General features: G+C 57.4%; 17 protein-coding genes. 14 read left to right on the top strand and 3 right to left on the bottom strand.

Features of this window, described 5'->3' with window-relative positions; genetic code table 11:
- Positions 1-101: 101 nt before the first annotated feature.
- Both A15D_RS04860 and A15D_RS04855 read right to left on the bottom strand, forming a co-directional pair.
- A complete protein-coding gene (locus A15D_RS04860; protein WP_102790993.1) occupies positions 102-584 on the bottom strand; it encodes an EVE domain-containing protein in 483 nt (160 codons plus the stop codon).
- Positions 581-964 (bottom strand): hypothetical protein, encoded by a 384-nt coding sequence (locus tag A15D_RS04855; protein ID WP_102790992.1) that lies wholly within the window; start codon positions 962-964, stop codon positions 581-583. Before A15D_RS04855 ends, A15D_RS04860 begins: the two co-directional genes overlap by 4 nt.
- 80 nt (positions 965-1,044) lie before the next feature.
- Between A15D_RS04855 and prmB the strand changes: the two genes are divergently transcribed.
- The 4 genes from prmB (at position 1,045) to A15D_RS04835 (ending at position 5,834) form a co-directional block, all read left to right on the top strand.
- Positions 1,045-1,971 (top strand): 50S ribosomal protein L3 N(5)-glutamine methyltransferase, encoded by a 927-nt coding sequence (gene prmB / locus A15D_RS04850; protein WP_102790991.1) that lies wholly within the window; start codon positions 1,045-1,047, stop codon positions 1,969-1,971.
- Between the two features lie 87 nt (positions 1,972-2,058).
- Positions 2,059-3,156, top strand: a complete 1,098-nt coding sequence (aroC, locus tag A15D_RS04845; protein ID WP_102790990.1) for a chorismate synthase — start codon at positions 2,059-2,061, stop codon at positions 3,154-3,156.
- A 32-nt stretch (positions 3,157-3,188) separates the two neighbouring features.
- Complete coding sequence (locus tag A15D_RS04840; protein ID WP_102791043.1) at positions 3,189-4,337, top strand: MFS transporter; 1,149 nt, start codon at positions 3,189-3,191, stop codon at positions 4,335-4,337.
- A gap of 246 nt (positions 4,338-4,583) precedes the next feature.
- Positions 4,584-5,834, top strand: a complete 1,251-nt coding sequence (locus A15D_RS04835) for an MHYT domain-containing protein (RefSeq protein WP_102790989.1) — start codon at positions 4,584-4,586, stop codon at positions 5,832-5,834.
- Between the two features lie 2 nt (positions 5,835-5,836).
- Here A15D_RS04835 and A15D_RS04830 read toward each other — a convergent pair whose 3' ends face one another.
- On the bottom strand, positions 5,837-6,706 hold the full coding sequence (locus tag A15D_RS04830; RefSeq protein ID WP_102790988.1) for a LysR family transcriptional regulator: 870 nt from the start codon (positions 6,704-6,706) through the stop codon (positions 5,837-5,839).
- Positions 6,707-6,877: 171 nt separating this feature from the next.
- Between A15D_RS04830 and leuC the strand changes: the two genes are divergently transcribed.
- The 10 genes from leuC to trpB all read left to right on the top strand — a co-directional run bounded on the left by leuC (position 6,878) and on the right by trpB (position 18,936).
- A complete protein-coding gene (gene leuC, locus A15D_RS04825) occupies positions 6,878-8,296 on the top strand; it encodes a 3-isopropylmalate dehydratase large subunit (protein ID WP_102790987.1) in 1,419 nt (472 codons plus the stop codon).
- 20 nt (positions 8,297-8,316) lie between these two features.
- The gene (gene leuD / locus A15D_RS04820) at positions 8,317-8,955 is read left to right on the top strand and encodes a 3-isopropylmalate dehydratase small subunit (RefSeq protein WP_102790986.1); all 639 of its coding nucleotides are present in this window, start codon (positions 8,317-8,319) and stop codon (positions 8,953-8,955) included.
- A gap of 41 nt (positions 8,956-8,996) precedes the next feature.
- The gene (locus A15D_RS04815) at positions 8,997-9,437 is read left to right on the top strand and encodes a hypothetical protein (RefSeq protein ID WP_102790985.1); all 441 of its coding nucleotides are present in this window, start codon (positions 8,997-8,999) and stop codon (positions 9,435-9,437) included.
- A 42-nt stretch (positions 9,438-9,479) separates the two neighbouring features.
- Positions 9,480-10,556 (top strand): 3-isopropylmalate dehydrogenase, encoded by a 1,077-nt coding sequence (gene leuB / locus A15D_RS04810; protein WP_022986606.1) that lies wholly within the window; start codon positions 9,480-9,482, stop codon positions 10,554-10,556.
- A 68-nt stretch (positions 10,557-10,624) separates the two neighbouring features.
- Complete coding sequence (asd, locus tag A15D_RS04805; protein ID WP_022986605.1) at positions 10,625-11,737, top strand: aspartate-semialdehyde dehydrogenase; 1,113 nt, start codon at positions 10,625-10,627, stop codon at positions 11,735-11,737.
- Between the two features lie 12 nt (positions 11,738-11,749).
- Complete coding sequence (locus tag A15D_RS04800) at positions 11,750-12,766, top strand: aspartate-semialdehyde dehydrogenase (protein ID WP_102790984.1); 1,017 nt, start codon at positions 11,750-11,752, stop codon at positions 12,764-12,766.
- Positions 12,767-12,930: 164 nt separating this feature from the next.
- Positions 12,931-16,116 (top strand): FimV/HubP family polar landmark protein, encoded by a 3,186-nt coding sequence (locus A15D_RS04795; protein WP_102790983.1) that lies wholly within the window; start codon positions 12,931-12,933, stop codon positions 16,114-16,116.
- 103 nt (positions 16,117-16,219) lie between these two features.
- On the top strand, positions 16,220-17,026 hold the full coding sequence (gene truA, locus A15D_RS04790; protein ID WP_102790982.1) for a tRNA pseudouridine(38-40) synthase TruA: 807 nt from the start codon (positions 16,220-16,222) through the stop codon (positions 17,024-17,026).
- A 49-nt stretch (positions 17,027-17,075) separates the two neighbouring features.
- A complete protein-coding gene (locus A15D_RS04785) occupies positions 17,076-17,732 on the top strand; it encodes a phosphoribosylanthranilate isomerase (RefSeq protein WP_102790981.1) in 657 nt (218 codons plus the stop codon).
- Positions 17,725-18,936 (top strand): tryptophan synthase subunit beta, encoded by a 1,212-nt coding sequence (trpB, locus tag A15D_RS04780; protein WP_102790980.1) that lies wholly within the window; start codon positions 17,725-17,727, stop codon positions 18,934-18,936. Before A15D_RS04785 ends, trpB begins: the two co-directional genes overlap by 8 nt.
- Positions 18,937-18,945 lie beyond the last annotated feature (9 nt).

The following is an 18,945-nucleotide window of genomic DNA, read 5'->3' as shown; positions in this document are numbered from 1 at the left end:
CCAGAGACAAAATCGCGGGGATTGTGGTGGGAGTTAGTTCTTTATTACTAATTGGGGCACCATTCTGGTGCCCTGGGGAATTGGTGGTGCACGGTGTTGCACTATGCTGTGACATCCATCGGTTGGCATAGCGCCTGGACGAGCTGGTACTGCCGGTCAGTGAGCTTCTGGACGGACAGGCGCGGCCGTACCACCAGTTCCATGTCGGCAAACTCGGGGTTCTGTTTAAGCAGTTTCAGGTACACCGGGTTCGCATAGCGCGCCCTGAAAGCGATGTCGACCTGATACCAGCGTGGATCAATCTGGGTACTACGGGCATCGAAGCCCGGGTGATCAGGCAGGAATTGACTGGGGTCCGGGTAGGCGGCTCGGGTCACTTGAGCCTCGCCGACAATGGCCGGCCTGGCACAGCTGGAATGATAGATCAGCACACTGTCGCCGACTTTCATCTCGTCGCGGATACGGTTGCGGGCTTGAAAGTTACGCACGCCGTCCCAGCCGGTGGTGCCCTTTGGTGACTGCGCCAGATCCTCGATGCTGAACGAATCGGGCTCGGTTTTGAGTAACCAGATGGTTTGGCTCACAGGGGCTCCGGTGGGTGTTTTTCCAGAAGGAGCTGCTGAGCCTGCTTGACCGAGTCGCAAATGTAAACCGGGAATTGAGGCTGATTCAGTTTTAGCATCATGTTGGCGAAAGTGCGGTTCAGCACATTTTGCAGCACCAACACCTTGGCCTCGGTGATCTCGGCAAAGTCCTTTCCGCAGGCGTAGCGACTGGCATTGAAGTCCAGACCCTTGATACGCCCCACGTAAATGGCCAGCTGTTTTCGCTGTGGCTGACGCTGAAACAGGGCGAGTCGCTGACGGTAAATGGACAGCTCCAATGCCATGTCAACCTGGGTATCATTTTTTATATCTACCATGACGAAGTGACCGTCCTGGTAGACTCTGGCTGCACTTTTCATGCGTATCCTTTCATATTCGTGACAGGCGTTTATACCGGATTCTGTGATAATCTTCAGCGCCTGTTAACGGGAGGATTGCGGTGATCAGTAGCGAACTCATCCATGAAGCCAGTGACGCGCTGCATACCGTGCGTGACTGTCTGCGTTTTGGCGAAAGCCGGCTGCGTGCCGGAGACATCTTTTTGGGGCACGGTACCGATGATCCATGGGATGAAGCCCTCGCCCTCTTGATGAAGGTACTCCACTTGCCGCAGGATGCCGACCCCAGAATTCTTGAGGCGCGTTTGTTGCCCACTGAAGTGCGTGAATACCTGGCATTGCTGGCGAAACGGGTTAACGAGAAAGTGCCTGTGCCTTATTTGACCGGCGAGGCCTGGTTCTGTGGCTTGCCCTTTATCGTGGATGAACGGGTGCTGATCCCGCGCTCGCCGCTGGCCGAGCTGATTGAGCAGTCGTTTGCGCCCTGGCTGGACCCTGAGCAGGTGCATTCGGTGCTCGATTTGTGTACCGGAAGTGGCTGTATCGCCATCGCCTGTGCCTATGCCTTCGAGCATGCCCGGGTCGATGGCAGTGACATCAGCGAAGATGCACTGGCGGTGTTTGAAGAGAATATTGCCCGCCACGGTATGGAAGGGCAGGTGCAGCCAATATGCTCGGATGGCTTGAGTGCGGTGCAGGGGCCCTATGATTTGATCGTGTCCAATCCTCCTTACGTGGATGCCCTGGATATGGCCAACCTTCCGGGGGAATACCGTCATGAGCCCGAGTTGGCTCTGGCTTCAGGGGATGATGGCCTGGATTTCACCCGGCGATTGCTGCGTGAGGCGCCGGAGCATCTGACGGAGCAGGGTGTGCTGATCGTTGAAGTGGGCAACAGCGATGAAGCCATGATGCTGGCGTGGCCTGAAGTGCCGTTTTTCTGGTTTGAGTTCGAGCGTGGCGGCCACGGGGTATTCATGCTTACCCGCCAACAGCTGTTAGAATACCGCCACGTGTTTAGTGCGTGAGCTTCGGTGTCTGAATAAACGAGGCTTATGCTCGCTGCCAGCCACATCTATGTTGGCTGCAGTTACTGTATAAATTAAGGAAGTCGCATGTCCGGCAACAGTTTTGGTGAGCGTTTTCGCATCACGACCTTTGGTGAAAGTCATGGCCTGGCGCTGGGGGCCATCGTGGATGGTTGCCCGCCAGGGCTGGAAATCAGTGAAGAAGATTTGCAAGTAGAGTTGGACCGCCGCAAGCCGGGCACCAGCCGCTATACCACCCAGCGCCGCGAACCTGACCAGGTGAAAATCCTGTCCGGGGTATTTGAAGGCAAGACCACGGGCACGTCGATTGGTCTGTTGATTGAAAATACCGACCAGAAGTCCAAGGACTATTCCAATATCGCCGGGACATTCCGCCCTGGTCATGCAGATTACACTTACACCCAGAAATACGGTTTCCGCGATTATCGTGGGGGCGGTCGCTCATCAGCCCGTGAAACGGCCATGCGGGTGGCTGCTGGCGCCATAGCACGCAAATTTCTGGAGCAGCGTCTGGGGATCCGGCTCTACGGGGGCTGTACCCAGATTGGTGATGTGAAAGCGGAACGCTTTGATTGGTCGCAAGTGAACAGCAATCCTTTCTTCTTTCCGGATGCTGATCAGGTTCCCGCCCTGGAATCCCTGATCAACGACCTTCGCAAGAATGGCTCGTCGATCGGCGCCCGGGTGGAGGTGTTTGCCGACGGGGTCCCGCCGGGTTGGGGGGAGCCGGTGTTCGACCGCATCGATGCCGATCTTGCCAAGGCCATGATGTCGATTAACGCCGTTAAGGGTGTGGAAGTGGGTGACGGTTTTGCGGTCGTCAATCAGCGCGGGGAACAGCACCGTGATGAAATGACGCCACAAGGCTTTCTCAGCAACCATGCCGGTGGCGTGCTTGGTGGAATCAGTTCGGGGCAGACGATCCGGGTGGCCATGGCGCTCAAGCCCACCTCCAGCATCCTGATACCTGGCAAGAGCATCGGACTGGATGGTCAACCTGCAGAAGTGGTGACCAAAGGGCGTCATGACCCTTGTGTGGGTGTGCGTGCGACGCCCATCGCTGAAGCCATGCTGGCGCTGGTGCTGATGGATCACTATCTGCGTCATCGTGGTCAAAACGCGGATGTGGATGTGCCGTTTGCGCCCATTCCGGGGCAGGCGTGACACCGGGCCCTCTCGCTGAGAGGGCATCGCCACTGCCGTACTACTGGCGATTGTCCGGGTTCTATTTTTTCTATTTTGGCTTGTTGGGCACGCTGGTGCCGTACTGGTCCCTGTACCTGAAGCAGTTGGGTTTCAGTGCGGTGGGTATCGGTGCCCTGATGGCCATTCCTCAACTCACCAAAATCGGTGCTCCCAATCTGTGGGGCTGGCTGGCAGACCGTTCCGGCAAGCGCTTGCGGATCATTCGTGCGGGGAATCTACTTGCTGCCATCGCCTTCCTGCCGGTGTTCTGGGTGGATTCTTTCTGGGGGATGGCGGCGCTATTGGTGTCGTTCAGCTTTTTCTGGAATGCGGTGCTCGCACAATTTGAAGTCCTGACCTTGCAGAGCCTTGGAGACCAAGCTCACCGGTACAGTCATGTACGCCTGTGGGGGTCGGTGGGCTTTATTGTGGCGGTGTTGGTGCTGGGCGAGGTGCTTGACCGTCTTGGTACAGGGCTGTTGCCCTGGGTGCTCAGCGGGCTGTTATGGTTGCTATGGTTTGGCACCTTGACCTTGCCGCAAGGGCAGGGCCGACGCCGGCCGTTGAGTGAGGCGACAGACTCTCTATGGGTGATCCTGTCGCGACCTCCGGTCTGGTTGTTTCTGCTGGCATCTTTCCTGATGCAGATGTCCCATGGGCCGTACTACACCTTTTACAGTATCTATCTGGAAGGGATGGGGTTCAGTAAATTCCTTGTCGGGCTGCTCTGGGCATTGGGGGTCGTGGCAGAAGTCGGCTTGTTTCTATTCATGCATCGGCTGATGCAGCGTTTTTCCATTCCCTGGATTCTGACCGGCAGTTTGCTGTTGGCGGCACTGCGGTGGTTGCTGATTGGGGTTGCCGGTGACAGCCTCTGGTGGCTTGCTGCTGCCCAATTACTGCATGCGGCGACGTTTGGAAGTTTTCATGCAGCCAGTATTGCCTGGGTACATCGGCAGTTTGGTGAGGCCCTGGCCGGGCAGGGCCAGGCACTGTATTCCAGCTTGGGGTTTGGTGCGGGTTGGGCTGCGGGGGCCGGGTTGTCCGGACTGCTCTGGCAGCAGTGGGGTGTCTCCCTGTTCTTTGCCGCTTCGGCACTTGCGTTGGTGGCTGCCGGCCTGCTTGTGGTGGGTGGGGTTGTGAATGAAAAAGCCGAATAAAAGTATAAAAAATGTTTGTTATGGCTGATTTTTACTTTGTAAAAATTTCAAGGTGAGTTCCCTTGGCTGATGTTAGTTGCAGTCAGCTATCTTGTTGAAAAGTCGTGGAAGTGGTTTTTTATTGGGTAAAACGATAGCTCACGACTATTTCTGTGATTTATTTCATCGATTGCCTGCATGTGTAGCGTTTTGTAACTTGCGCGCCGTTTTGGTTTGCCGCTCTTTCGCTGATTCATGGGGTGTTTCATGCAAGGTAGTTACGATCCAGTACTGGTTTTTGCGTCCTACTGTGTGGCGGTAATCGCCGCCTATATTGCGTTGTATTTTGGAACGCGCCTTTTTCAAATCGAGGGGCCAGCCCGCAAGTTCTGGCTGGTCATGGGCGGGCTGTGCCTTGGCTCGGGTATCTGGTCCATGCATTTTGTTGGCATGAGTGCCTACACCATGCCTATGGACATGGAGATGAGCTTTGATTTATCGCTGACGGCCCTTTCCTGGGTGCCGGCCATGCTGGCCTCAACGCTGGCGCTGTATGTGATCACCCGACAAACCGTCAAGCCGCGTAGCATCATTGCCAGTTCACTGATTATGGGGGCGGGCATTTGTGCCATGCACTATGGCGGAATGTATGCCATGCAGATGCATCCCCAGATTGGTTATGACCCTTTGTTGTTCTGGATCTCGGTGGCGATCGCGGTCGGTGCGTCGGGTGCGGCGCTGGTGATCTGCCGGCAAGTGCGCAATGTGCCTGAGCGTTATGTCTTTATCACCAAGACCGCTGCGGCCCTGGTCATGGGGGCGGCGATTTGCGGCATGCATTACACCGGTATGGCGGCCGCCATTTATAGCCCGGAGGCCAGTCTACCAGCAGCTAACCTGTTACGGGGTGACTGGATGGGGATCCCCATGGCTGTCGTGGCAGCGGTACTGCTGCTCATTGCCTTGATTGTGGCTCTGCAGGATTTTCGCGAGATCGAGCGGGTGAAACGCAACCAGGAGCGCCGTGACGCCTGGGTGAGCGAGGTGACACACAACGATGCGGTCTCAGGGCTGGCAACCCGTCAGCACTTCGAAAAATCGCTGTTGCAGCGTATCGCCGGGGGCGGGCAGGCACATTTCAGTGTGTTGTACCTGGAGTTGCACGGCTACCGGGATCTGGTCAGCCGCCAAGGGGAAGAGGCGGCCAATCAGTTAGTGCGAGAGGCCGCTCAGTGGTGGGTAGCGTATCTGCCCGCAGATGCCCTCTGCGCCCGATATAACCGCAACAGCTTTATGGCGCTGTGCCCGGCATTGTCTGCGGATCAGATTGAGGCGGTCAGTGAGGGGCTTCGTGAGGGGCTGCAGAAATCTCTCTATGCGAGGGAGTATGGTCATTGGGGGTTGGGCTTCAGCTCGTTCCCCGACTCGGCGGGCAACAGCCGCAGGCTTCTGGACATGGCGCGCAGCCTTACGGTTCAGGTACGTTACGATGAAACATCAGGCGGCGTGGCCGCCTGATGTCAGGCCTGCTGCAAGGCGCGCAGGAAGGCTTTGGCCGCGTTTGACTGACTGCGCGCGGGGTGGGTTACCACGCCCAGTTCCCGCTCGGGCAGGGGCGCATCCACTGGCAGCTGCACGACCCCCTTGTCCACCATGGTGGCGGGCAGCACGCTCCAGCCCAACCCGATGGAGACCATCATGTGAATGGTCTCCAGATAGTTGGTGGACATGGCGATGTCCAGCTTCAGATTGTGTTCATCGAACAGTTTTTCCACGATCCCGCGGGTGAATGTGACCGGCGAGGGCAGGATGGCGCTGTGACCCGTGAGGGCTTCGAGTGTCAGGTGCTCTTGTCTGGCCAGCGGGTGCTCCGGTGCACACATGAACACCAACGGGTCAGTCCAGATCACATCACTCTGCAGCCGGTTATCCGGTTGTGGTGGCAACGTCACCACCCCCATCTCCAGTTCGCCGTGCAATACGCCTTCCCAGGCTTCTTCTGAGTCAATGAAGTGGATATCCAGCGTGACCTTGGGGTAATCACGGGAAAACTGCCGTAGCACGGGGGGGAGACGGTGCAGACCGATATGGTGGCTGGTGCCGATACGCAGCTTGCCTGATACCTCGCCAGACAGGTCATGGATGGCACGGGCCATGTCTTCCACATCCATCAATACCTGGCGGGCCCGGGGCATCAGGGCATTGCCCGCCTCGGTGAGCTTGATCTGGCGGCCAACCCGGTCAAAAAGGCGGGCGTCCAGCTGTTGCTCAAGCAAGGCGATGCGCTTGCTGATGGCGGGTTGCGTGATATAGAGGCGCTCGGCGGCGGCCGAAAAGGAGCCTGTTTCGGCAACAGCCATGAAGGCGGTGAGGGTCGGCGTGTCTATCATTCCCAGGGATCCTGATTGGTCTCTGATGGTGATAATAATTGGTTATCTTAAAAATGAAAAATATGAATTGGATTTATTGATCAGCGAACCCTACATTATTAACCAGTGATAGACCAGCGTATTTTATGGTCTCAGCCAGTGGTGGCCTTATTCAGGCCAAGGGAGAAAGTAATGGCCGGTAAGACTCTCTATGACAAGCTGTGGAACGCCCACCTCGTAACCGAGCGTGAGGACGGTTCTGCACTGATTTATATCGATCGCCAGATCATCCACGAAGTGACCTCGCCACAGGCGTTCGAGGGGTTGCGCCTGGCGGGCCGCAAACCCTGGCGTATCAATGCCAGCGTGGCCACTATCGACCATAACGTACCCACCACGCCCTTCAAGTCTGCGGCCGAGATTCAGGACGAAACGTCCCGTATTCAGGTGCAGACCCTGCAGGACAATACCAAAGAGTTTGGCATCACTGAATTCGGTATTGGCGACGTGCGTCAGGGCATCGTTCACGTGATGGCACCGGAGCAGGGCGCAGTGGTGCCGGGCATGACGGTGGTCTGCGGCGACTCCCATACCTCGACCAATGGTGCACTGGCGTGTCTGGCCCACGGCATTGGTACCAGTGAGGTAGAGCATGTACTGGCAACCCAGACGCTGGTGGCCAAGAAAATGAAGAACATGCGTGTCAGTGTCGAGGGCGATCTCGGCCCCGGCGTGACCGCCAAGGATGTGGTACTGCACATCATTGGTGTCATCGGTACCGCTGGTGGTACAGGCTACGCACTGGAATTTGCCGGTAGCGCGATTCGTGGCCTGTCCATGGAAGGTCGTATGACCATCTGCAATATGTCCATCGAAGCTGGCGCTCGTGCAGGCATGGTAGCGGTGGACGATGTGACCATCGACTACGTGAAAGGCCGCCCGTTTGCTCCCAAGGAGGCAGACTGGGACAAGGCCGCAGCGTACTGGCGCACTCTGGTGTCTGATGCGGATGCGGTGTTCGATGAAGACATCACGATCAATGCGGCGGATATTCGCCCGCAGGTGTCTTGGGGTACCAGCCCGGAAATGGTGATTTCTGTGGATGCGAACTTGCCCGATCCTGCCGCCGAGAGCGATGAAGTCAAGCGCTCCGGGATGTTGCGTGCCTACGAATACATGGGGCTGAAACCGGGTATGCCGGTCACGGATATCAAGGTGGACCGGGTGTTTATCGGCTCCTGTACCAATTCCCGTATTGAAGACCTGCGTGCCGCTGCCGAGGTGGCCAAAGGGCGCCGCAAGGCAGATTCAGTCAAGCAGGTGCTGGTGGTACCAGGCTCGGGTCTGGTCAAGCAGCAGGCCGAGAAGGAAGGGCTCGACAAGATCTTTGTGGAAGCCGGTTTCGAGTGGCGTGAACCGGGCTGCTCCATGTGTCTGGCGATGAATCCGGACCGTCTGGAGGCGGGCGAGCATTGTGCTTCAACCTCCAACCGGAATTTCGAAGGTCGGCAGGGTAATGGTGGTCGAACCCACCTGGTAAGTCCTGCCATGGCGGCAGCAGCGGCGGTGGCCGGTCATTTCGTGGATATCCGCGAGCTGGGTCAGGCCTGAGGCGGAGCGAGGAGAAAATCATGGAAAAGTTTGTACGTCATGACGGTCTGGTTGCTCCGTTGGATCGCGCCAATGTGGATACGGATCAGATCATCCCCAAGCAGTTTCTGAAGTCGATCAAACGGACCGGTTTCGGCCCCAACCTGTTTGATGAGTGGCGCTACCTGGATGAGGGATTTCCCGGCCAGGACAACAGTAAACGCCCGAAAAATGAAGAATTTGTGCTCAACTTGCCCCGTTATCAGGGGGGCAGCATTCTGTTGACCCGCCGCAACTTCGGGTGTGGTTCCAGTCGTGAGCACGCGCCTTGGGCGCTGATGGATTTTGGTTTTCGGGCCATTCTGGCACCAAGCTTTGCTGACATCTTCTACAACAACTGCTTCAAGAATGGGCTGTTGCCCATTGTGTTGTCGGAAGATAACGTGGAAGCCCTGTTCCAGGCGGTAGAAAGCAAGGAAGGCTTCCGGATTACCATTGATCTGGAAAACCAGCAGGTCATCCCGGAAGCGGGGGAGCCGCTGCCGTTCGAGATTGATGAATTCCGCAAACACTGTTTGCTGAACGGTCTTGATGAGATCGGTCTTACGCTCAACGAGGCCGATACCATTCGTGCCTATGAACAACGCCGTGCTGAGCAGGAACCCTGGGTCTTCGAATAACCGAGCCCGGGCGATTAAAAGAAAAACACCAAGGAGGCGTTATGTTAAGGATTTTGTCGATTGTATCGGTGCTGGTTTTGGCCGGCTGTGCATCTACCGGTATGTACGATGCTCCACAAGGGGAAAACCTGGCCAGACTGGCGGTGGATAACCAATTGTCGGCGCCAGCCAGTGACGATGATGCGGGTGGCTGGCAAATGCCAACCAGTTCGACTGCCAAAGCATCCATCTTCAAAGTGGATGGTGAGCGGGTATCCGAACAGGCTGGTGCCGATACCGTCAATCTGGAAGCAGGCAAGCATACTATCGAGGTGTTTGCTGACCAGGGTGGCATTCTGCGTTTTGGCAAGTTTCGTCACACTTTCGACGAAGGTGGTACGTACCAGGTACGGATCAAGCCAGCGGCAGGCAAGGGTGATTACACCCTGGAACTGATCAATGCGGCTGCCCCGGATACCGTGTTGAAAACCAAAAACTTTTAATCATGCCCGTAAGGGTATAGCAGTAGAAACAGGAAGCAGTGAATGAGCAAGGTACTGGTGTTGCCCGGTGACGGAATCGGCCCGGAAATCGTTAATGAAGCGGTAAAGGTGCTGAACGTTGCAACCGAAAAATTCGGCCTCAATATCGAGTTGGATGAGGCTCTGGTGGGCGGCGCGGCAGTGGACGCTGAAGGTGACCCGCTGCCGGAAGGTACTCTGGCCAAGGCACGTGCCGCGGATGCGATTCTGTTTGGCTCTATTGGTGGCCCCAAGTGGGATGCGATTGAGCGGGACAAGCGTCCGGAGCGCGGCCTGCTGCGCCTGCGTTCTTCGTTGGGGCTATTTGCCAACCTGCGCCCGGCGATTCTGTTTCCGCAGCTGGCAGATGCCTCAAGCCTGAAACCGGAAGTGGTTTCCGGCCTGGATATCCTGATTGTGCGAGAGTTGACCGGCGGTATCTATTTCGGTCAGCCCCGCGGCATCAAGGAAGAGAATGGCGAGCGTGTGGGTTTCAATACCTACGTGTACTCCGAATCCGAGATGCGCCGTATCGCCAAAGTGGCTTTCGAGCTGGCCATGAAGCGCGACAAGCGTGTGCTGTCAGTCGACAAGGCCAACGTGCTGGAAGTGACCGAGCTATGGAAAGAAGTGGTCACGGAAGAAGCCAAGAATTATCCCGAAATCGAGTTGTCGCACATGTATGTGGACAACGCGGCCATGCAGTTGGTGCGTGCGCCGAAACAGTTTGATGTGATTGTCACCGGCAACTTGTTTGGTGACATTCTCTCTGATGAAGCCGCCATGCTCACCGGCTCCATTGGAATGTTGCCCTCTGCGTCCCTGGATGAAAACCGCAAGGGTCTGTACGAACCCTGTCATGGCTCGGCACCGGATATTGCCGGCCAGGGCATTGCCAACCCGCTGGCGACCATTATGTCGCTTGCCATGCTGTTGCGTTACAGCCTGGAGCGCGGTGATGTGGCTGATGCCATCGAAGCGGCAGTGGAATCGGTCCTGGATAAAGGACTGCGTACAGCGGACATTTACACGGATGGCACTCGCAAAGTGAGCACCGAAGAAATGGGTAGCGCCGTGGCCGAGGCTCTGGCCAGCGCGTAACAGCCGTGAGGCTGAAACCTGTTTATTCACTTAAAGAAAGGGCAAACCTTTCAGGAGACAAGTTTCCAATGAAGAAAGTCGGTTTTGTCGGCTGGCGTGGCATGGTGGGTTCCGTATTGATGGAGCGCATGATTGCTGAAAATGATTTTGCAGATATCGAACCGGTCTTTTTCTCGACCTCCCAGGTCGGACAGGCTGGCCCGGATGTGGGTAAGGACATTCCTGCGTTGGGCGATGCCAAGAGCATTGATGAACTCAAAGGTCTCGATGTGATCGTGACCTGTCAGGGTGGTGATTACACCAATGACGTGTATCCAAGGCTGCGCGAAGCAGGTTGGAAGGGCTACTGGATTGATGCTGCCTCCGCTTTGCGGATGGCGGACAACAGCGTAATTGTGCTGGATCCGGTTAACCGCAGCGTGATTGATCAGGCGCTGGATAACGGTGTTAAGGACTATGTGGGTGGTAACTGCACCGTCAGCCTGATGCTGATGGCGCTGGGTGGCCTGTTCAATGAGGGGCTGGTGGAGTGGGCCAGTTCCCAGACGTATCAGGCGGCATCTGGCGCCGGTGCCCAGAACATGCGTGAGCTGATCGCACAGATGGGCAAGATCCACGGAGATGTGTCAGATCGTCTGGCGGATCCTGCCAGCGCGATTCTGGATATTGATCGCCAGGTGGCGGCCACCATGCGCAGCAATGACTTGCCTGCAACCCATTTTGGGCATGCTCTTGCCGGCTCCCTGTTGCCCTGGATCGACAAGGAAATGGAAAACGGGCAGAGCAAGGAAGAGTGGAAGGCCCAGGCAGAGACCAACAAGATTCTTGGTCGTTCTGCTAATCCTATTGCTCTGGATGGCACCTGCGTTCGTATCGGCGCCATGCGTTGTCATGCCCAGGCGTTGACTGTGAAGCTGACTCGGGATGTGCCTCTGGATGAAGTTAACGACATCATTGCACGCTCCAATGATTGGGTGAAAGTTGTGCCCAACAACAAGGAAGAGACTCTGCGTGACCTGACGCCGACAGCGGTAACCGGGACACTGGGGATTCCTGTTGGCCGTCTGCGTAAACTCAACATGGGCAACGATTTTCTCAATGCCTTTACCGTCGGTGACCAGCTGTTGTGGGGGGCTGCCGAGCCTCTGCGTCGCATGCTGCGTATCCTGATGGAGCGTTAAGGAAGTAACACAATGGATAGGTCTGTAAACCTGGCCATCGTCGGTGCCACCGGCCTGGTCGGAGAGGCCATTGTCAAACTGCTCGCCGACCGGAAATTTCCGGTCGGCGAGCTTTTTGTTTTGGCGTCAGAAAATGGTGCGGGGGCGAAGGTCGCCTTCGGGGGCAAGAACCTGACGGTGGGGCTTGCCGAGTCGTTCGATTTCACTCAGGTAGAAGTCGCGATTTTTGCGGCAGGTGCGGCAGTGAGCCAGGCGTTGGCTGAAAAGGCTGCCGACAGTGGCGCGGTGGTGGTGGATCTCTCACCCGCCTATCGTTATGAGCCCGATGTGCCGTTGCTGGTGTCCGGGGTTAACGATGAGCTGCTGGCCGGGGCTCGGGAACGGAATCTGGTGGCCTGTGCGGATGCGGCGACAGTGCAGCTGACCCGATCGCTGATTCCCTTGCTGGAACTGGGTCCGATCGCCGATGTGACAGTCACCCAGCTGCAGGCGGCGTCTGCTACTGGCAAGGCGGGTGTGGATCAGTTGGCCCAGCAGAGCGTTCGACTGCTTAATGGTCTGGCTCCCAGTGAAGCCGCCCAGGCGCAGATCGCCTTCAATGTACTGCCTGTCAGTGGCCAGCTTCAGGAAAACGGCTATACCAGCGAAGAGCTGAAGTTGATGCTGGAAACACGACGGATTCTGGGGGAGCAGGTGGGCGCCGTGACCGCTACGGTGGTGCGTGTCCCTGCTTTTTATGGTCATGCGCAAAGTGTGTCGGTTCGTAGCATTCAGGGGATCTCGGCCGGGCAGGCTCTGGCTCTCTGGGAAACCCGGGAAGGGCTTGAAACAGGTGATGCAGAGGATGCGCAGACCCTTTCACCGGTGGCCTCCGCGGAAGGGGAGCCCAGTCTGTGTATCTCCCGTGTACGTGAAGATATGGAAGCTTCCGGCAACCTGAGCTATTTTACGGTCGCTGACAATGTCCGCTGGGGGGCTGCCCTGAATGCGGTAGAGATAGTCGAGAAGTTGATAAAAGACTATCTGTAATGGATACTTACTGACATTATGTGACGCGGTTTCTAGGTTTTGCGCCCAAGCTGGGGCAGAATGTGTGAACAGTGTCATAGGACTGCTTGCCGCCTCGGGTACGTCCGGTAGCGCCCGCGGGATCGGGCTGAGCGCGGGAAACATAATAAATAAAGGGTTCGACCATGCTTCGAAAACTTGGGTTAGGCTTCACCGCACTGGCGATCATGACGCCGGGAATCGCGGCAGCATTAGGGGTTGGGGAATACGAACTGAATTCCTATCTGAATCAGCCACTGGATATGGAAGTGTCTCTCCATGAAGTGGGTGACCTGACAGCTGAGGAAATTCTGGTCAATCTGGCGCCCCAGACAGAGTTTGATGCCGCAGGGGTTGACCGTACCTATTTCCTGAACCGGCTCGAATTCGCGGTAGAGGTGACCAGCAAGGACAAGGCTGTCCTGCATATCACCACCGACCAGCCGGTTCGCGAACCCTACCTGAATTTTCTGGTTGAATTCCTGTGGCCTACCGGCCGTTTGATGCGTGAATACACCGTGTTGCTGGACCCGCCCAGCTTCGCGGAAACCGCGACCACCACGGCGCCGGTGATTACCCGTGCTCCCGAACCCGTGACCCGTACCCAGGCGCCGTCCCCGACCCCGGCACCTGCGAGTCGTGCTCCCGCGCCAGCCAGCGCACCAGTGGCAACGTCTTCGCCCTCGCAGCCGGCAGCCAGCGGCCCTCGCAAGACCTACACGGTCAAGTCTTCTGACACCATGTGGCAGATTGCGCTGAACAATCGTCCTGCCAACAGTGTGTCTGTCCAGCAAATGCTGGTGGCCATTCAGGAAATGAATCCTGATGCCTTCATTAATAACAACGTTAACCTGGTACGTGAGGGGACCGTGCTGCGGATTCCCAGCGAACAGGAAGTACGCAACATTTCCACTCGCTCTGCCCTGGCAGAAGTGGCAGACCAGAACCGCAAATGGCGTGACATGCTCGAAGAGCGCGGTGTGCAAATGCCGCAACAGCGAGCCCAACTTGATGGTAGTCGTCAGACCGCGGACAGTGATGACACTGCAGCGGGGCCCGAAAAGGGTCAGGTGAAGCTGGTCGCCCCGGAATCCACTGCTGGCGTCGGTGATGGTGACAGCACTGGCTCGTCTGAACAGGGCAGTGCCAATACAGCGGTCCTGGAAAATGAGCTGGCGATCCGTGATGAGACAGTTGATCAGCTGGACCGCGAAAATGCAGAACTGAAGTCGCGACTGGATGATCTGCAAGAGCAGAACGCCACCAGTGAGCAGTTACTCAAGCTGCGAAACGACCAAATCGCCCAGTTGCAGGAAGAACTGCGCAAACTGCGTGAAGCTAAGGGTGTGGAAAGTGGTAGCGATGATCCGCTGATGGCGGAGCCCGAGCCTGTCGCAGAGGCTGGCGAAGCCGAGGCGGATGCAGCTGTTGCTGAGGCAGAGGCTGCGACGGACGAGGCCGTGGAGCCGGAAGCTGTTGACGAAGCGGAATCTTCCGAGTTGATGGTTGAAGGTGAAGAGGCTGGCGAAGAGGCCTCAGAGCTGGCTGACACTGATGCCACCACCGAGACAGATGCCACAGGTGATGACGCTGTGGACGCGGATTCCGAAACGCAAGAGCCCGTGGCCGCCGAGCCGGCAGTGACCAAGGCCCCTGAAGTCGTGAAACCCAAGCCGGCCGCGCCTGCGCAGCCGCCTGCCGTTTCCGAGCCAGGCATTGTCGATCTGTTGATGGAAAACCTGTTGTACATCGCACTGGGTCTTCTGGCGCTTCTGCTGGTGATCTTCCTGGTGCTGCGTGGCAAGAGCAAGGACACTGCAGAGAGCGAAGCCTCCCTGTTTGATGACGCCGACAACGTTGATGACCAGGATGAGTTCGGTCTGCAGCTTGACGACGAGCAAACCGCCCCTGTCGTAGAGGCTGATGCCGAAGACGATGATGCCGAGGCTGCCGTTGCCGCCGCTGGGGGCAGTCAGGACCCGATGGAAGATGTGGACGTGTACGTGGCCTATGGTCGCTACCCGCAAGCCGTCGATTTCCTGCGCAACGAAATCAACAAGCATCCCCAGCGCGACGACCTGAAAATCCGCTTGCTGGAATTGCTCAAGGAAATGAATGACGAGGCCGGCTTCCAGCAGCAGGCTACCGCCTTTAGCGGTGTGTCAGGTGATGTGGACGCAGCCATCAGCCGTCTGGGTGGTGACGTGTCTGCCGTCGCAGCGGACACCGAGGAAGAGTTGTCTCTGGATGACCTGGAAATGGGGCTGTCCTCAGATCTGGACGAGCCGGAAATTCCCACCATGGAAGCGGACACCGATGAGGTGCCCACCATGGAGCCTGAAGAGAGCGAAGCTGACGTTTCGGCAGCCGCGGACGAACTTGCGGACTTTGATTTCGAGCTGGATGACAGCGCGGCTGGCAGCGAAGACCAGACCCTGATTCTGGATGAAGCCACTGAAAATGCCGATGATGACTTCACTCTGACGCTGGATGAGCCGCAAGCGGAGCAGCCTGCAGAGCCCGAACTCAGTGACGCTGACAAGCAGTCGCTGAAAGCCTCGTCGCTGCTGGATCTGGATGATGTGGGTAGCGCGTCTTTCGAAGGCGATGACGACACCCAGTATGGTGATCTGTCTCTCGATGACATGAGCAGCGAGTTCACTGAAGTGAGCGAAGAGCCAGCCAAAGACGAAGAGCTGGACCTGTCTCTGGATGACTTGGAACTGGATGGCGATGACGCTGGTGACAGCAAGGTTGAGCAAGAAGACACCCTTGCCGATCTGGACCTGGAACTGGACGAAGCCGAGAAAGCGCTGGACGCAGACGCATCAGCGGACCTGGACGATATTACCGCTCTGGATTTTGACGCCGCCGAGCTCGAATCGCCGACCACTGAGGTGACCGGGGTTACCGCAGACGAAGACGAATTGTCTCTCGAAGACTTGGTCGCCGACGACAGTGATGACGTGCTGAGCATCGAGTCGGGTGAAGACGCACCAGCCGATGCGCTGGATGTGGATCTGGATGATGCGTCCTCTCTGAACGACGTGTCTTTCGATGCTGAGCCTGAAGTGCCTGTGAATGTGCCGGAACCGGTTGCTGAAACGCCGGCTGCGGATGTCGCGGGCAGCGACGATGACATGCTCAGTGACGAAGATGACTTCGACTTCCTGGGTGAGACTGACGAGAATGCCACCAAGCTTGATCTGGCCAAGGCCTACATCGACATGGGTGACTCTGAGGGCGCCAAGGATATTCTTAACGAAGTAATCGCCGAGGGGAATGATCAGCAACAGGCGGAAGCCCGTGAGTTGATGTCCCAGGTCGGTTAATCTTCACGACCCGGCTGGGAAAAAAGGGGGCGATGCCTTAAGGTATCGCCCCCTTTGTTTTATCCGTGGCGTTGATCACTGATCACAGCGAATAGAGAGAGTCATGGCCCGTATCGCCCTGGGTATCGAGTACGACGGAACCGATTTTCGGGGTTGGCAGACCCAGCAAGCTGGTGTGCGCACGGTACAGGAATGCCTCGAAAAGGCGATCTCAAAAGTGGCCAATCATCCGGTTGCCGTGGTCTGTGCCGGGCGTACCGACGCCGGTGTGCATGGCACAGGGCAAGTCGTACATTTTGACTCGGATGCCCCGAGAGCCATGAAAAGCTGGATCATGGGGGTGAACACGAATCTTCCTTATGATGTCTCGGTACGCTGGGCAACTCCGGTCAGCGATCAGTTTCACGCCCGCTTTTCTGCGGTCAGTCGTCGCTACCGTTACGTGATTTACAACAATGGTCGACCTCCCGCTCTGTATCGCAATCAGGTGACCTGGAATCACCGGCCTTTGGACGTGCAGCGCATGCGCGAAGCGGCATGCCTTCTGGAAGGGACTCACGATTTTACGTCCTACCGCAGCGTTCACTGTCAGGCGAAATCGCCAGTCAAGACACTGCACAGCCTGAGGCTGTACGAGCACGGCAAAGTATTGATTCTGGAAGCTCACGCTAACGCGTTCTTGATGCACATGGTGCGTAATATATCTGGTGTGCTGATGACCGTTGGGGCAGGCAAGCAGGCGCCAGGCTGGGCAGCAGAGGTGCTCGAAGCCCGTGATCGGCGAGTCGGGGCTGCCACTGCGCCGCCTTATGGGTTGTATCTGGTGGATATCGAATACCCGCCGGAATTCGCACTGCCCAAGGAGCCGCTGGGCCCGCTATGGCTGCCTCACCAACTGGGTGAGTCTTGAGGCATAATAGCCCCCCGGATTCTCCGCCATCTGTTAAACTGGAGCACCCATGACCATTCCCCGGGTCAAAATTTGCGGCATTACCCGAATTGAAGACGCCCTTGCTGCTGCGAGAGCGGGTGCGGATGCCATCGGGCTGGTGTTTTATGAGCCCAGCCCCCGTTACGTGTCAGTGGCGCGCGCTGCTGCTATCTGTGCTGCCTTGCCGCCGTTCGTGACCACGGTGGGCTTGTTTGTGAATGCCCCTGAGCAACAGGTGCAGGATGTGCTGAGTACTGTCCCTCTGGATCTGCTTCAGTTCCACGGTGATGAGACGCCGGTGTATTGCAGCCAGTTCGCGCGTCCGTGGATCAAGGCGGTTCGCATGAAGGATGATGTGGATCTGCATGCCTGTGCCGGCCAATACCATGAGGCCGCAGGTTTGCTGGTGGATAGTTATGTCGCTGGTGTACCGGGAGGAACCGGGGAAACCTTTAACTGGGACAGATTGCCCGGCAATTTGTCCCTGCCGTTGGTGCTGGCTGGTGGCTTGCACCCGGGCAACGTGGCCGACGCCGTGACACAGGTGAGGCCCTGGGCTGTGGATGTAAGCGGCGGCGTTGAACTGTTGACGGTTCAGGGTCGACGCCAGGGCGGCATCAAGGATGCCGCTGCTGTCCGAGCCTTTATCAATAGTGTCAAAACACGAGGAGTAGCTGGTGTCTGAACGCCCTGATTTTTCTGCTTTTCCTGACGCAAGTGGCCATTTCGGTCCCTATGGCGGCTGCTTTGTCTCCGAGACCCTGATGGGGGCTCTGGACGAACTGAAGGCCATGTATGAGCGTCTCAAGGATGATCCGCAATTCCGTGCGGATTTCGACTATGACCTGGCCCATTACGTGGGCCGTCCGTCTCCGCTTTACCTGGCAGAGCGATGGTCGAAGCAAGTGGGTGGCGCAAACATCTGGCTCAAGCGTGAAGACCTGAACCACACTGGCGCTCACAAGGTAAACAACACCATCGGTCAGGCGTTGCTGGCCAAGCACATGGGCAAACCTCGGGTGATCGCCGAGACCGGGGCAGGGCAGCACGGTGTTGCCACCGCTACCGTGGCGGCGCGTCTTGGGCTCAAGTGCCAGGTATATATGGGTGCGGAAGACGTGGAACGTCAGAAGCTCAATGTGTACCGCATGAAGCTGTTGGGCGCGGAAGTTATTCCCGTGACTTCGGGTTCCAAAACCCTGAAAGACGCCATGAATGAAGCCATGCGCGACTGGGTCACCAATGTGGATGACACTTTCTACATCATCGGTACCGTGGCGGGGCCCCACCCCTATCCGCAACTGGTGCGTGATTTCCAGTGCATTATTGGCCGCGAAGCCCGCGATCAGAGCCTCAAGCAAGCCGGTCAGCTGCCGGATGCGCTGGTGGCCTGTGTCGGGGGGGGCTCCAATGCGATCGGCCTGTTCCATCCGTTCCTGAATGACGATGGCGTGGCCATGTACGGGGTAGAAGCGGCGGGTGACGGTATCGAGACGGGCCGCCATGCGGCGCCATTGTCAGCCGGCCGTCCGGGCGTGCTGCATGGCAACCGTACCTACCTGATGGAAGATGATAACGGTCAGATCATCGAAACCCACTCTGTCTCTGCCGGGCTGGATTACCCCGGTGTCGGGCCCGAGCACTCCTGGTTGAAAGATGTAGGTCGGGTGCAATACGTGGCGGCGGATGATCAGGAAGCCCTGGCGGCGTTCCGGGAGCTGACCCGGGTAGAGGGCATCATGCCCGCTCTGGAATCGTCTCATGCGCTGGCCTATGCCAAGAAACTGGCGGCCACCATGAGCCCGGAGCAGAACATCGTGGTCAACCTGTCCGGCCGTGGGGACAAGGATATTCTGACCGTCGCCGACATTGACGGTATCAAGTTTTAAGGAGTTATC

The sequence above is a fragment of the Alcanivorax sp. MD8A genome (genome assembly GCF_002888555.1).
Lineage (GTDB): Bacteria > Pseudomonadota > Gammaproteobacteria > Pseudomonadales > Alcanivoracaceae > Alcanivorax.
This window is presented reverse-complemented; position numbering and strand designations above follow the sequence as displayed.